This window comes from Gordonia sp. NPDC057258, from assembly GCF_042668985.1.
Taxonomy (GTDB): Bacteria; Actinomycetota; Actinomycetes; order Mycobacteriales; family Mycobacteriaceae; genus Gordonia; species Gordonia hongkongensis.
Genome location: NZ_JBHUXZ010000002.1, coordinates 145,482 through 160,004 on the forward strand (window position 1 = coordinate 145,482; position 14,523 = coordinate 160,004).

Here is a 14,523-nt window from a genome sequence, read left to right on the forward strand (position 1 = left end):
CCTCGAAGGGCCCGTGAGACGAAGGAGACCCATGCCACCCGTGATCCGGCCCCGACGACTGCGGACCACCCCGGCCATGCGCCGGCTGGTCGCCGAGACCTCGCTGGAGCCGCGACATCTGGTGCTGCCGATGTTCGTCGCCGACGGCATCGACGACCCGGTACCGATCTCGTCGATGCCGGGCGTCGTGCAGCACACGATGGATTCGCTGCGGACCGCCGCGGCCGAGGCCGTCGACGCCGGTGTCGGCGGGCTCATGCTGTTCGGGGTGCCGCGCGCCGAGGACAAGGACGCCACCGGGTCGGGCGCGGATGCCGACGACGGAATCCTCAACCGGGCTCTGCGCACCCTCGGTGACGATCTCGGGGATGCCACGGTCCTGATGGCCGACACGTGCCTCGACGAGTTCACCGATCACGGGCACTGTGGCGTCGTCGACGGTCGGGGTCGCGTCGACAACGACGAGACCCTCGAGCGCTACGTGTCGATGTCCCTGGCGCAGGCGCGGGCGGGTGCGCATCTCCTCGGGCCGAGCGGGATGATGGACGGCCAGGTCGCCTCGATCCGGGCCGCCCTCGACGCCGAGGGCTTCACCGACACCGGGATCCTGGCCTACGCCGCGAAGTACGCCTCGGCGTTCTACGGCCCGTTCCGCGAGGCGGTCGGCTCGTCGCTGCAGGGCGACCGGCGCACGTACCAGCAGGACGCGGCCAACCGGGTCGAGGCGCTGCGCGAGGTCCGGCTCGACCTCGAGGAGGGCGCCGACATCGTGATGGTGAAGCCGGCGATGAGTTACCTCGACATCGTGCGCGACGTCGCCGACATGAGTGACGTGCCGGTCGCGGCCTACCAGATCAGCGGCGAGTACTCGATGATCTCCGCCGCCGCCGAACGCGGGTGGATCGATCGCGATGCCGCGATCCTGGAATCGCTGACCGCCATCCGACGGGCCGGTGCGTCGATCGTCCTGACCTACTGGGCGGCCGAGGTGGCGCAGCGCCTGTCCTGACCTGAGCGTGTAGGGCTCGTCGTGCTGCCCGTTCACTAGGCTGGTCCCATGTCCGCACCGTACGACCCCGCGTCCGACCCCGGCGCGCCGTCGCGACCGAAGATCCCCGACTCCGTCTCCATCGCCGTCGAGCTGTGGGTGGTGGTGATCGTCGGGCAGATCGTGGCGATGTTCGCGCAGACCGGCACCTTCGTCGACATGATCCGCGATCAGGTGAGTTCCGCTCCGCAGGAAGGGGTCCCGCCCGAGCAGATCGACTTCATGACCTCGTCGGGGTTCGTGGTCGGTGTGCTGGTCGTGACGTCGCTGTTCCTCACCGCGATCACGGCGCTGGTCGTCTGGTTCACCCGTAAGGGCTACAACTGGGCGCGGATCGTGCTGTCGGCGATGGGTGTCTACGTCGTGGTCAGCCTGCTCTTCTCGCTGTTCGGTGGCGACACGTCGCCGGCGTGGGCGATGGTCCCGCAGGTGATCAGCGGCGTCGCGGCGCTCGGTGCGACCGTGCTCCTCATGCGCGGGGACTCGGAAAAGTACTGCCGGGAGATGGCCGCAGCGCGGAAGCCGCAGCCGGTCCACCCGCCGTCACCCCCGTACCCGTACGGCCAGAACCCGTACGGCCAGAACCCGTACGGCCAGAACCCGTACGGCCAGAACAGGCCGTATGGTGACAGCGATCGTCGCGGCGCGCCCGGCCCGTACTCCGACGACGCCCGATCCGAGCCCGTTCACCTCGACAAGCCGCATCCGGAGAACCGGGGCACCGACAACCAGAACGAAGGACCGAAGAACCAGTGACAAGTCCTGATCCGGCTCTGCGTCCGAAACTCGTCGTCTGGGCCTACCGGTGCTGGCTGACCTCCGGCGCACTGCTGATCGCGCTCGGTGCACTGGTCATCGTCGTGTCGGCGGCCAGCGACACCGGGACCGTCACGTCCGGGGTGCTCGGCGCCATGGTCGCCGTCGTGGGTGTCGGGTACATCCTGCTGGGCAGCAAGGCCTACACCGGCGATGCGCGGTGGCGGTCGTCGCTGGCGGCGCTGACCCTGGTCGTCGTGGCCATGCTGCTGTTCCTGAGCCTGGGGATGAACTTCTTCGCGTTCCCGTTGCTCGCGGGACTCGTCGGTCTGTTCGGGTCCCTGCTGGCCTACCGTCCGCCCGCCGAGACCTGGTACACCGGCAAGGAGCCGGAACCCAAGACGCCGCGGTCGCGCAAGTAGGGCACATGACCGACGACGATCCGGAAGGTCACGACTCCGACCCCGTCGAGCCGGCGGGTGAGGTGCTGTTCGCCGAGTCCGGCGGCAGCTGGTGGGTGGTGCTGATCGGTCCGGTCCTGGTGGGCGCGGTCCTCGCGATGGAGATCGCCGGGCCCGGTCAGGTGCACTGGCCGGTGCTGGCGATCTTCTTCGTGCTGCTGCTGGGGTTCTCGCTCGTGCAGGTGTCGGCAGCCCGTCGGCATGTCAGCGTCGAGCTCACCGAGACCACGCTCCGCCAGGGAGCCGTCACGACGCCGCTGGCCGACATCGCGAAGATCTTCCCGCCCAATCACAGCCACACCCCCGAGGACTGGGAGAGTGCGTCCGCGTTGGGCGAGCTGCACGGTGTGCCGCGCCGCCGCAAGGGGATCGGCGTGCAGCTGACCTCCGGGCGGATCGCGCAGGCATGGGCCCGCGATGTCGAGCGGTTGCGCAGCGAGCTCACGCAGGCGCACGAGGCTGTCCGGCTGGGGCTGCCGCCTCGGGGGACGTCGACGACGGAACCGTCCTCGGAGGATCAGGACACGACGGAGTGACGTCCCGCCCGGCTGTCGCGATAGGCGCGGCGTCGTAGATCCCCGAGCCACGACGGGGCGAACTCGACGCCCTCGGGCCGGTGCAGGATGGGGTCGAAATCCACGTCGAGTCCGGTGAGGACGTGGTCGACTTCGATCCGGACGACCGGCACGAATCGTCCGGCGCCGGCCTCCAGGACGATGACGATCGGTTGGTTGCGGCGGAGACGGGCGGCCAGGTCCTCGATCGACAGGCCCGACGAGTCCGCCGGTTCGAGGATGCGCGCCCGAATCCAGTACAGGTCACCGTCGTACCGGTACGGCGTCAGGCTCGACACCGCGGTGGCCCAGTGCGTCGTCGGCAGCGGGACGGGTAGTCGGCCGTCGAGCGGGGCCGGGCCGGCGAGCAGGAGATCCCACGCGCCGGTGGCGTTGGTCGACGGCGACACCCCGCCGCCGACGGTGCCGGGGTCGGTCGACGGGAAGCGGATGGCCAGGCCGACGATGTCCGGTAGGCCGCCGGGTGTGCCGATGCCCTTGGAGACCCGCACCGACACCGGGCCGCTGTGAAAGGGCAGTGGGTGGTCGGCCGACAGCGCGGCCGTGCCACCACACAGCAGACCGTCGGGGTGGAACACCCGGGCGTGTCTGAGGGCGGCCAGCCAGCGGAACGGGGTCGTGATGAGGTCGGGTAGTGCGCTCATGAGAACTCCGGTTGTCGGGTGGGCGCACGCGTGCCCGGAGGCGTCCCCGACATCGGGTCCACCGCCGGGCAGCGTGCACTGCACATGCTGTCGGTCTAGCCGGACGGGTCCGGATCGACGACGTCCTTGATCTTGCCCATGACACCCTTCTCGGTGCCGAACTGCGGCTTCTGCGGGGTGCCCATCGCGCCGTCGTAGGTCGCGTAGAGCTTCGGGTCCGGCGGCGGCCCCGACTGCCGATCGCCCAGCGGCTGCGGGTCGGCGAGGAACTTGAACTGGTGCGCGCCGTCTGGGGTGGGGCCGCTGGCCCAGCCGCCCTTGTCCGAGTCCTCGCCGTCGGACAGGTGCCACAGCGTGCTCGCGTGCTCGCTGAACTCCTCGTCGAAGAGGTCGTCGGGAGCGATCGTGCCCTCCAGGCCGTCCTCCTTGAGCTCCTCGATCCCCTTCAGCCAGAGGTTCTGATGGAAGGTGTCGCGGGCGAGGTTGAATTGCAGCATCGCCTTGACGCCCGGGTCGTCGGTCATGTGCCACAGGCGGGCCGTCTGGACGCGTCCCTGCGCCTCGGCGGTGACGTTGGCGTGGAAGTCCGTGAGCAGGTTGCCGCTGTGCGTGATGTATCCGGCGTTCCACGGCACACCGTTGCTGTCGGCGAGACGGGGGCCGCCGCCGGAGAAGATGGCCTGGGTGGGATCGGTGCCGCCGAGGACGGCGGCGACCACCGGGTCACCGAGGGCGTTCTCGGTCGAGTTGGTGACCGGCGCGCCTTCGAGCAGACGTGCGACCATGGTGGCGATCATCTCCACGTGACCGATCTCCTCGGTCGCGATGTCCATGATCATGTCCTTGTACTTGCCCTTCATGCGGCAGTTCCAGCCCTGCATGAGGTACTGCATCGTCACCGTCATCTCGCCATAGGCGCCGCCGAGCAACTCCTGGAGCTTGCGGGCGTAGATGGGGTCGGGCTTCTCGGGTTTGACGTCGAACTGCATGTAGTCGGTGTGGCGGAACATGGTTCTCTTTCCGAATCGGCTTGTGGCACGCTGTCGCAGCGCAGATGGACAAGTCGGGCGCGGGCGATTCCCGGACGCGGGCCCGCGCGATCTCGTCGGTGCGTCGCAGCGTGGTCTCCACAGCGGCGTCGGCGGCAGTATGCCCGTGGTGCGCAGGCCCAAACACCAATGCCGAAACGACAACGCGGCCACCGTCTGTTCGACGGTGGCCGCGATGGTCTCGAGAGCGGGGCTCAGCCGTTCTGGAGCATGGGTGCGCGCAGCAACGCTTCCGGGACGCCGAAGGCGTCGACGAGCGACCGGGCATGCGGTCGCAGTTCCTGGCAGAGCTCGTTCACGCCGCGGCGGATCGCCTTGGCGCGCTCCACCGAGATGTGCCGGTGCATCATGAACCAGGACAGGTCGTCCTCCAGTGCCGAGTAGACGAACAGGTCGCACACCTTGCCCAGAAGCTCTGCCGCCGAACGGGAATCGCAGTTCTCGATCGCCTCGACAAAGGCCTCGAGTACCACGCGTTCGATGTGCGCGTGCCCGACCTTCAGCAGGTGGTCCTGCGCGTTGTTGAACACCTCGAAGGCGTCGTTGTCGTCGTCGAGCGCGCGGCGTAGTCGTTGCGCGCACGTCCGGACGAGGTGGTCCTCGCGGTTGCGGAACAACCGGATCTGGGTGCTGCGGTCGGTGAGCGCCGACTTCTCGGTGTCCTCGTCGGAACCGTCGAGCAGGGTCTGCACGACCTGCCGGACCGCGGTCTTCTCGGCCACCACGTCGCGGGCCATGCCCGCGATGAAGCGCACCCAGCCGCCCGCCGAAAGGCCCTGGACGTCTTCGGAGTACGCGGACAGCAGTTCCTTGGCGATGAGCTGCGTCATGATCGTGTTGTCGCCCTCGAAGGTGGTGAAGACGTCGATGTCGCCCCGCATGATCGACAGCTGGTTCTCGTCGAGATAGCCTGCGCCGCCGCAGGCTTCACGGCTGACGTTGATCGCGTGGGAGGCGTGCCACGTGGCGTAGGCCTTGAGGCCGGCGGCCTGCCCCTCGAGCTGGCGCTGCCGTCCGGCGTCGGAGTCGTCGGGTGCGACCGACTGGACCTCGTGCAGTTCGTCGACGATCTCGTTCTGCGCGAATCCGATTGCGTACGACTTCGCGATGAGCGGCAACAGCTTTCGCTGGTGACCGAGGTAGTCCATCACGGTGATCTCGTCGGTGCCCTCGGGCGCCTCGAACTGCTTGCGGATCAATCCGTAGCGGGTCGAGAGTGCCAGCGCCTTGCGGCCGGCGGCACCCGCGGTCGCCGCCACGCTGACGCGGCCGCGGATGAGGGTGCCCAGCATGGTGAAGAAGCGGCGGTTGGTGTTCTCGATCGGCGAGCTGTAGCTGCCGTCTTCGGCGACGTCGGCGTAGCGGTTGAGCAGGTTCTCCGCGGGGATGCGGACGTTGTCGAACATGATCCGGCCGTTGTCGACGCCGGCGAGTCCGCCCTTGTACCCGCAGTCGCTGGTGGTGACGCCGGGCAGGTCGGAGCCGTCCTCGTCCCGGATCGGCACCACGAAACAGTGCACGCCACGGCCTTCGGGCTCCTCGTCGGGCCCGCCGGTGACGAGCTGGGCGAACACCGCGGCGTACCGGGCGTGCGCGGCGGCGCCGCCGATGTAGTCCTTGCGGGACGACGGGGTGGGGGAGTTGATCACGAACTCGCGGGCCTCGCGGTCGTAGGTCGCCGTGGTCTCGATGGCCTGCACGTTCGAACCGTGCCCGGTCTCGGTCATCGCGAAGCACCCGAGGACGCTCAGGTCGATGATGCCGGGCACGTACTTCTCGTGATGCCGTGCGGTGCCGAGGTTTTCGACGGCGCCGCCGAAGAGGCCCCATTGCACGCCGGCCTTGACCATGAGGGACAGGTCCGCGTAGCCGAGCATCTCGATGGCGGTGATCGACGCGCCGATGTCACCGCTGCCGCCGTGGTCCTCGGCGAAACCGGCGGCCGCGAAACCCTGCGAGGCGAGCTCGCGCATCACCTCGAGGGTGTGGGCGCGCGCCTCGTCGAGCGTCCGGGACGGGTCGGGCAGGAGGTCGGCGCGGTTCGAGTTCTCCCGCACCGTCTCCCTCGTCGCCCGCCAGCGACCGTCGAGAACGAACCGCAGATTGTCGACGAGCAGTGCCCGCTCGTCCGCGGACAGTTCGTCGTCGGCGGAGACGTCGGTCGGGGCGACCGGGTCGTCGACGGTCGGTTCGGTCGCGATGGGTGTCGGACTCGTCGTCGACGGGGTCTTCTCCGTCGAGCTCTTCTCAGCCGGGGTCTTCTCGGTGGGAGCGGTGGGGGTTGCCATGGCTCCACCGTACGTAGTGACCACGCGTCGGACCCAGCTTTTGTGGCGGTCGCTACTGACGAGTAATGCGCACCGATCCGTTACGCAGGTCGGCGCCGAACTCCTCCTTCGGGACGGCCCGAGGGTCTCGTCGCCTCCATGTGGTGATACTTGACCCATGTCAGTCGCGGACACCGATCCGACCGCCTTTCGCACGCGCGTCGTCGCCGAGTCCATCCGTCTGTTCAGCGAGCACGGCTACGAGTCGACGACCGTCGAGCAGCTCGCGGCCGCCGCCGGGATGTCCCGTCGCACGTTCTTCCGGCAGTTCGGGTCGAAGGAGGACGTGATCTTCGCCGACCACGAGTCGCTGCTCGCGCAGGTCGGCGACCGGCTCGCGGCCTCCGACGAGGATCCGTGGCTGGCGGTATGTGCGGCGGCCGAGCTGGTCTTCGCCCACTTCGTCCGGGATCGCGAACTCGCGGTGCGGCGCGCACAGGTGGTGCAGGAGGTGCCCGCGCTGCGGGATCGGGAGCTGGTGACGACGTACCGCTACCAGGGTGCGTTCGAGGAGTTCCTGCGCGCACGGTTGCCCGGCGAGTCGCCGGTGCGGGTGGTTGCCTACGTCGCGGCGGTCACGGGCACCCACAACTTCCTGCTGCGGCAGATGATCCGCGGCGACGCCGAAGCCACCCCCGAACGACTGCGGGACGAGCTGCACCGAGTGGCGATGGCACTCGGTGCCGGGGGCGCCGGCGGCGCATCGGTCCCGGGCGGCGGGTCGCGCGGACAGGTCACCGTGGTTGCCTATCCGGCCGGGATGTCTCGCTCGGAAGTCGCACGTCGGGTGGCCGAAGAGCTGGGGGAGGACTGACCCGGCGGAGGGCTGCGGGACATCGGCGCCGGTTTCGGGGACAATCGGCGGGGACGGGGACTGCATCGATTGACATGGCACTCAGTGCCGTGCTGAACTGGTTGTCAACATCTGCCGGCACCCCGTGTGCCGGGAACGAACAGGCACTCGCTGTGCCGTGAGGAGTTGTCATGGGCTACGGAAATCCCGACTTCAACGTCTTCGAGCTCCCGGAAGAGCACATCGCGCTGCGCGAGGCGATCCGTGCGCTCTCGGAGAAGGAGATCGAGCCGCACGCCGCCGACGTCGACGAGAACTCGCGGTTCCCGCAAGAGGCGCTCGACGCCCTCGTCGCATCGGGTTTCAACGCCATCCACGTGCCCGAGGAATACGGCGGCCAGGGTGGCGACTCCATCGCCGCCTGCATCGTCATCGAAGAGGTCGCCCGCGTCGACGCATCGTCGTCGCTCATTCCCGCGGTCAACAAGCTCGGCACCATGGGCCTGATCCTCAACGGCTCCGACGAACTCAAGCAGCAGGTGCTGCCCGGCATCGCCTCCGGTGAGGACATGGCGTCGTACGCCCTGAGTGAGCGCGAGGCCGGTTCGGATGCCGCGGGCATGAAGACCCGCGCCCGTAAGGACGGCAACAACTGGGTCCTCAACGGGTCCAAGTGCTGGATCACCAACGGCGGCAAGTCCTCCTGGTACACCGTGATGGCCGTGACCGACCCGGAGAAGAAGGCCAACGGCATCTCCGCGTTCATGGTCCACAAGGACGACCCCGGCTTCACCGTCGGACCGCTGGAGAAAAAGCTCGGCATCAAGGGTTCGCCGACCGCGGAGCTGTACTTCGAGGACTGCACCATCCCGCTCGACCGCATCATCGGCGACGAGGGCACCGGCTTCAAGACCGCCCTGCAGACCCTCGACCACACCCGCCCGACCATCGGCGCTCAGGCCGTCGGCATCGCTCAGGGTGCGCTCGACAAGGCCATCGAATACGTCAAGGACCGCAAGCAGTTCGGCAAGCCGATCAGCTCGTTCCAGGGCGTCGAGTTCATGATCGCCGACATGGCGATGAAGGTCGAGGCCGCGCGCCTCATGGTCTACACCTCGGCCGCTCGCGCCGAGCGTGGCGAGAAGAACCTCGGCTTCATCAGCTCGGCGTCGAAGTGCTTCGCCTCCGACGTCGCCATGGAGGTCACCACCGACGCCGTCCAGCTCTTCGGCGGCGCCGGCTACACCCGCGACTTCCCGGTCGAGCGCATGATGCGCGACGCCAAGATCACCCAGATCTACGAGGGCACCAACCAGATCCAGCGCGTCGTCATGAGCCGCGCGCTCCTGCGCTGATCGCCCCTGAAGCAACACGATCTCGCCCCGTCGGCTTCGGCCGGCGGGGCGAGCTGCGTTCCCGCGGTGCCGTTTCCGTCCCGCTGATGGGATCGAATCAGCGGGACGGAATTGGCGACGCGAGAAGGGTTTCGCGAGGTGCTAGGCGTACGCCGACCGGAACTCGATGCGCGCGCCCTGCTGCCGGGCCGCGTCGCGGAAGTTCTTCATGGCGCGTTCCATGTGGAAGCCGTTGGTGACGATGATCGCGCCGTTGGCGCCCATGTGCTTCAGCATCCGCACCGTGTTCTGGGCGTTCTGCACCGTGGAGGTGGAGGCGCCCTCGTTGACCATCTGCCACATGGGGATTCCGCGTCGGATGAGCCCGAGGTTCATGAACTGGGCCTCGGTGACGGGCAGCCAGTGGGTGTCGCCACCGGAGACGATCATGCGGTTGAACGGGTGCTTCTTGCCGAGGTTGGCGGCGACGTCGAGACGACGCTTGAGGACATCCGGAGTTTGCCCGAGAACGCCGAACTTGGCGCCGAGTACGACGATGTACCGGGTCCCCGGACTCTGCCAGAGGAAGTTGCTGTTGGGGGTCCCGAGTTCGGAGCTGCCGAGGTCGACGCTGCCGAAATCGGTGCTGATCGCGGCATTCTCGACCTTCGCCACCGGCTCCGAGGGTGCGACGGCGACCGCCACCGAGGCGGCAGTTGCGATTGCGGCCGCGGCTGCCGCGGTCGTGAGGGTTCTACGACGCATGGTGACCGAGTGTAGGGATCAGTACGGTCGTACAGGTATCGGGTTGATAACACCTGCATCACTAGTCACATACGTAACATGACCCTTCGTGGCTCGTCGCTTGCGCTCCTCGCACCTCAGGGAGCGGAGGGAGGACGCAGCTCGCACCGGATCAGAAGGTGTCAGGTGAGCGCGATGTACTTCACCGAGAGGTACTCGTCGATTCCCTCGCTGCCGCCCTCGCGTCCGATCCCGGACTGCTTGATGCCACCGAACGGTGCTGCGGCGTCGGAGATCACGCCGCGGTTGACCCCGACCATGCCGGAGTCCAGGGCACCCGCGACGCGCATGCAGCGCTCGAGGTCGCGGCTGTAGAAGTACGACGCCAGGCCGTACTCGGTCGAGTTGGCGGCCTCGATGCCCGCGGACTCGTCGTCGAAGGTGCTGATCACCGCGACGGGTCCGAAGATCTCCTCGCGCGTCACCGGCGCGTACGGATCGACGTTGTCGAGAACCGTTGCGGGATAGAAGAAACCCCGACCTTCCGGACGTTCGCCGCCCAGTCGCACACGGGCACCGTCGGCCACGGCCTGCTCGACCGCGTCGGCGACCTTGTCCCGCTGGTCGGCGTTCACCAGCGGTCCCAGGGTCACCCCGTCGTCATAGCCCGGTCCCATCCGGACCTCCGACATCTTCGCCACCAGCTTCTCGGTGAACTCCTCGGCGACACCGGACTGCACCAGGAACCGATTGGCGGCGGTGCAGGCCTCGCCCCCGTTGCGCATCTTGGCGGCGAAGGCGCCCTCGACCGCGGCGTCGACGTCGGCGTCGTCGAAGACCAGGAACGGGGCGTTGCCGCCGAGTTCCATCGACGTGCGCAGGACGCGATCGGCGGCCTGACCGAGCAAACTGCGACCCACCGGCGTCGACCCGGTGAAGCTGATCTTGCGGATGCGATCGTCGGTGATCAACGTCGACGACACGTCGCCGCTCGACGTGGTGGGCAGCACCGACAGCACGCCGGGCGGCAAACCGGCTTCGGCGAAGGCCTCGGCCAGAGCCAGCATCGTCAGCGGCGTCTCGCGGGCCGGTTTCACGAGCATCACGTTGCCCGCGGCGAGCGCGGGTCCGATCTTGCGCGTCCCCATCGCGAGCGGGAAGTTCCACGGGGTGATTGCCAGACACGGCCCGACGGGCTGGTGGGCCACCAGGATGCGCCCGTTGCCGGCCGGCGCCGGACTGAACCGACCGCCGATCCGGACGGCCTCCTCGGCGAACCACCGCAAGAACTCGAGTCCATAGGTGGTCTCCGCCCGGCTGTCGGGGAGGGCGCGGCCCAGCTCGAGGGTCATCAGCATGGCGATGTCGTCGGCGCGATCGGTGAGCAACTGGAAGGTCCGGCGGAGGATCTCGCCGCGCTCCCGTGGTGGGGTGGCCGCCCAGTCCGCCGACGCGGCGACGGCGGAATCGAGAGCGCGGCGGGCATCGGCGACCCCCGCGTCGGCGACCGAGACGAGCGACTCCTCGGTCGCGGCGTCGTAGACCTCGAAGGTCCCGCCGTCGGCTGCGGGTGTGGACCGGCCGTCGATCCAGAGTCCGGTCGGCACACCGTCGAGCACGGCCTGCGGGTCGAGAATCTCCTTGTCGCTCATGCGCATTCACATCCTCGTGACTCGGTTGCGGGACTCCGCGCGGAGCGGCGATCCCCTCGGCGAACCACGCTACCCGCGTGGGCGGGCGGCCGGCCGGTGGTTGCCGACGGGCTTCACCGGACGCAGGATGGCGGCATGACGGCACGCAGGTTCGACGATCGACGTCCACGGCGGCTCATCCGGTCCGGGCTCGTGCTGCTCGCGGCGGGAGCGGTCCTCGCCGGCTGTGCCCAGTCGACGCAGAACGACGCCCAGTCGACGGAAACACCTGCACGGTCGACGCAAACGCCCGCCCAGTCGACGGAAAACGACACCCGGTCGACGGAGTACGTGAACCTCGGCGACAGCTTCAGCGCCGGGACCGGCGTGCGGCCGCTGGAGGAGGACTCACCGATCTACTGCCTGCGGTCGGCGAGGAACTACGCGCACGTCGTCGCGGCGGACGAGGACTTCGACCTCACCGACGTCAGCTGCGCGGGCGCCGACACCGACGACTTCCGCGAGTCACAACATCAGGGCGTGCCGCCGCAGCTCGACGCGCTCGACGACGACACCGACGTGGTCACGCTGATGATCGGCGGCAACGACGAGGAGACCTACGGTCGCGCGATCCGGCTCTGCGGCGAACTGGCCGACTCCGACCGCACCGGCTCGCCGTGCACGGACCGTTACGGACGGGCGCTGATCGAGCCGGTCGCCACCGACATCTATCCCGCCGTGCGGCAGGCCCTGCGCGACGTCCGGGACCGCGCGCCGAACGCGCGCATCCTGCTCGTCGGCTATCCCTGGCTGGTCCCGCCGACGACCGGCTGCTATCCCGAGATGCGACTCGCCGCCGGGGACGTACCGATGATCCGCGAGCTCCAGACCGCGCTCAACACCTACGGGCGGCGCGCGGCGCAGGACGAGGGCGTCGAGTTCGTCGACATGTCACAGGTCTCCGAGGGCCACGACGCGTGTGCCGGCGAGCAGCGCTGGATCGAGCCGATGACCACTCCGGGACCCGGCGCGGTGCACCCCAACGAGGCGGGTCAGGCGGCGATCGCCGACCAGGTGCGCACCGCGCTCGCGAGCTGACCGGGTCCGGTTCGAGCCGGGTCGCACCCCCTCCGACCAGCGAGGATTTGGGTCACCCGGTGCCGTTTGGAACACTGTAGGCCGTGACCCCTTCCGCTGCTGCCACGCCCGCTCCCGGCACGGCCGCCTCCGCCGCGCTGTTCACCCGCGCGACCCAGGCCATCCCGGGCGGCGTCAACTCCCCGGTGCGCGCGTTCTCCGCGGTCGGCGGGACCCCTCGCTTCATCGCCTCGGCGTCCGGATGCCGGCTGACCGACGCCGACGGCAACGACTACGTCGACCTCGTGAGCTCCTGGGGTCCGATGATCCTGGGGCACGCGCACCCGGCCGTCGTCGAGGCGGTGCGTGAGGCGGCCACCGGCGGCCTGTCGTTCGGCGCCCCGACCGAGGCCGAGATCGAACTCGCCGAGGAGATCATCGGCCGCGTCGACCCCGTCGAGCGTGTTCGGCTGGTGAACTCCGGCACCGAGGCGACGATGTCGGCGATCCGCCTGGCCCGCGGCTACACGGGCCGGTCCAAGATCATCAAGTTCGCCGGCTGCTACCACGGTCACGTCGACGCACTGCTGGCCGCGGCCGGCTCCGGCGTCGCCACGCTCGGCCTGCCGACGAGCCCCGGCGTCACCGGTGCGTCGGCGCACGACACCCTCGTGTTGCCCTACAACGACCTCACCGCCGTCGCCGAGGCCTTCGCCGAGTTCGGCGACGACATCGCCGCCGTCATCACCGAGGCGGCGGCCGGGAACATGGGCGCGGTCGCGCCGGTCGAGGGATTCAACGCCGGACTCCGCGACCTGACGCGCCGCCACGGCGCGCTGCTCATCATGGACGAGGTCATGACCGGGTTCCGGGTGAGCCCGAGTGGCTGGTACGGACTCGAGGGCGTGGCCGGCGACCTCTACACCTTCGGCAAGGTCATGAGCGGGGGACTGCCCGCGGCGGCGTTCGGTGGCCGTGCGGACGTCATGGAACGTCTCGCGCCGACCGGGCCGGTGTACCAGGCGGGCACGCTGTCGGGGAATCCTGTCGCCGTCGCCGCCGGCCTCGCGACCCTGCGCAACGCCGACGTCGAGGTCTACCGCACGCTCGACGCGAACGCCGACCGGCTCGCGACCCTGCTGCACGACTCACTCGACGCGGCGGGCGTGGCCCACCGCGTGCAGAAGGCGGGCAGCCTGCTGAGTGTGTTCTTCACTACCGACCCGGAGATCCCGATCTTCGACTACGACGGCGTCGCCGCCACCGAGACCTGGCGGTTTGCGCCGTTCTTCCACGCCCTGCTCGAGCGCGGCGTGTACGCGCCGCCGAGCGCCTACGAAGCCTGGTTTGTGTCCGCGGCGCTCGACGAGGATGCTTTCTCGCAGATCGCCGAAGCGCTGCCCGCCGCAGCGCAGGCGGCCGCGACCGCAGCCACCCCGGGGGACAACGCCTGATGCACACGATCGTCCACATGATGCGCCACGGAGAGGTCGACAACCCCGACGGCATCCTCTACGGCCGTCTCCCCGGCTTCCGCCTCTCCGGCGACGGCCAGGCGCAGGCCCGCAAGGTCGCCGACACCCTCGCCGACCACGACGTCAAGGCCGTGTTCGCCTCGCCGCTGCAGCGCGCGCAGGAGACCGCCACCCCGATCGCCGCCGTGCACGGCATCCCGATCCTCACCAACGACGACCTCATCGAGGCCGACAACGTCTTCGAGGGTCTCAAGGTCTCCGTCGGCGACGGTGCGCTGAGCAAGCCCCGGCACTGGCCCAAACTCCGCGACCCGTTCACCCCGTCCTGGGGCGAGCCCTACATCCAGCTCGCACACCGCATGCTGGCCGCGGCGAACAAGGCCCGCGACGCCGCCCGCGGTCACGAAGCCGTCTGCGTCAGCCACCAGCTGCCCGTGTACACCCTGCGCCGGTTCCTCGAAGGTCAGCGCCTCTGGCACGACCCGCGTCGCCGGCAGTGCTCCCTGGCCTCGCTGACCAGCCTCATCTACGACGACGACGCCCTCGTCGACATCATCTACTCCGAGCCGGCCGGGTCCTCGGACCCACTGGCCACCGGTGCGTGAAGAA

Annotated in this window: 14 protein-coding genes; 9 read left to right on the forward strand and 5 right to left on the reverse strand. The window is 69.1% G+C overall.

What is annotated here, in order from left to right; all coding sequences use genetic code 11:
- Positions 1–31: 31 nt before the first annotated feature.
- From hemB to ACFUEJ_RS02810, 4 genes are read left to right on the forward strand one after another with little or no spacing between them, the layout of a single operon-like run.
- Positions 32–1,009 (forward strand): porphobilinogen synthase, encoded by a 978-nt coding sequence (hemB, locus tag ACFUEJ_RS02795; protein WP_055475194.1) that lies wholly within the window; start codon positions 32–34, stop codon positions 1,007–1,009.
- Between the two features lie 48 nt (positions 1,010–1,057).
- Positions 1,058–1,804: a hypothetical protein gene (locus ACFUEJ_RS02800; protein WP_165630530.1), complete on the forward strand. Its 747-nt coding sequence runs from the start codon at positions 1,058–1,060 to the stop codon at positions 1,802–1,804.
- A complete protein-coding gene (locus ACFUEJ_RS02805) occupies positions 1,801–2,226 on the forward strand; it encodes a hypothetical protein (RefSeq protein ID WP_078113010.1) in 426 nt (141 codons plus the stop codon). Before ACFUEJ_RS02800 ends, ACFUEJ_RS02805 begins: the two co-directional genes overlap by 4 nt.
- Positions 2,227–2,231: 5 nt before the next feature.
- Complete coding sequence (locus ACFUEJ_RS02810; RefSeq protein ID WP_065629209.1) at positions 2,232–2,801, forward strand: DUF3093 domain-containing protein; 570 nt, start codon at positions 2,232–2,234, stop codon at positions 2,799–2,801.
- Here the strand turns inward: ACFUEJ_RS02810 and ACFUEJ_RS02815 are convergent.
- From ACFUEJ_RS02815 to ACFUEJ_RS02825, 3 genes are all read right to left on the reverse strand, one after another.
- A complete protein-coding gene (locus ACFUEJ_RS02815; RefSeq protein WP_165630529.1) occupies positions 2,783–3,484 on the reverse strand; it encodes a hypothetical protein in 702 nt (233 codons plus the stop codon). The two genes, ACFUEJ_RS02810 and ACFUEJ_RS02815, sit on opposite strands and share 19 nt — an antisense overlap.
- A 95-nt stretch (positions 3,485–3,579) precedes the next feature.
- The gene (locus ACFUEJ_RS02820; protein ID WP_165630528.1) at positions 3,580–4,494 is read right to left on the reverse strand and encodes a manganese catalase family protein; all 915 of its coding nucleotides are present in this window, start codon (positions 4,492–4,494) and stop codon (positions 3,580–3,582) included.
- Positions 4,495–4,727: 233 nt separating this feature from the next.
- Positions 4,728–6,821, reverse strand: coding sequence for an acyl-CoA dehydrogenase (locus ACFUEJ_RS02825; protein WP_165630527.1), 2,094 nt, complete (start codon positions 6,819–6,821; stop codon positions 4,728–4,730).
- 157 nt (positions 6,822–6,978) lie between these two features.
- Between ACFUEJ_RS02825 and ACFUEJ_RS02830 the strand changes: the two genes are divergently transcribed.
- Together ACFUEJ_RS02830 and ACFUEJ_RS02835 are read left to right on the forward strand one after the other, a co-directional pair.
- A complete protein-coding gene (locus ACFUEJ_RS02830; protein WP_165630526.1) occupies positions 6,979–7,674 on the forward strand; it encodes a TetR family transcriptional regulator in 696 nt (231 codons plus the stop codon).
- A 170-nt stretch (positions 7,675–7,844) separates the two neighbouring features.
- Positions 7,845–9,008 carry an acyl-CoA dehydrogenase gene (locus ACFUEJ_RS02835; RefSeq protein ID WP_388027459.1) on the forward strand — a complete coding sequence of 388 codons (1,164 nt, stop codon included), beginning with the start codon at positions 7,845–7,847 and terminating at the stop codon, positions 9,006–9,008.
- A 141-nt stretch (positions 9,009–9,149) separates the two neighbouring features.
- Here the strand turns inward: ACFUEJ_RS02835 and ACFUEJ_RS02840 are convergent, their stop codons facing one another.
- Positions 9,150–9,752, reverse strand: a complete 603-nt coding sequence (locus tag ACFUEJ_RS02840; protein ID WP_388027461.1) for a YdcF family protein — start codon at positions 9,750–9,752, stop codon at positions 9,150–9,152.
- Between the two features lie 161 nt (positions 9,753–9,913).
- Positions 9,914–11,383, reverse strand: coding sequence for an NAD-dependent succinate-semialdehyde dehydrogenase (locus ACFUEJ_RS02845; protein WP_388027463.1), 1,470 nt, complete (start codon positions 11,381–11,383; stop codon positions 9,914–9,916).
- A 135-nt stretch (positions 11,384–11,518) separates the two neighbouring features.
- Here ACFUEJ_RS02845 and ACFUEJ_RS02850 point away from each other — a divergent pair, with 135 nt between their 5' ends.
- The 3 genes from ACFUEJ_RS02850 to ACFUEJ_RS02860 all read left to right on the forward strand — a co-directional run bounded on the left by ACFUEJ_RS02850 (position 11,519) and on the right by ACFUEJ_RS02860 (position 14,519).
- On the forward strand, positions 11,519–12,460 hold the full coding sequence (locus ACFUEJ_RS02850) for an SGNH/GDSL hydrolase family protein (RefSeq protein ID WP_211538481.1): 942 nt from the start codon (positions 11,519–11,521) through the stop codon (positions 12,458–12,460).
- Between the two features lie 83 nt (positions 12,461–12,543).
- Entirely contained in the window at positions 12,544–13,893 is a 1,350-nt protein-coding gene (gene hemL, locus ACFUEJ_RS02855) for a glutamate-1-semialdehyde 2,1-aminomutase (RefSeq protein WP_277242487.1), read from the forward strand.
- Positions 13,893–14,519 carry a histidine phosphatase family protein gene (locus ACFUEJ_RS02860; protein WP_388027467.1) on the forward strand — a complete coding sequence of 209 codons (627 nt, stop codon included), beginning with the start codon at positions 13,893–13,895 and terminating at the stop codon, positions 14,517–14,519. The genes hemL and ACFUEJ_RS02860 overlap by 1 nt, the downstream gene beginning before the upstream one ends.
- Positions 14,520–14,523 lie beyond the last annotated feature (4 nt).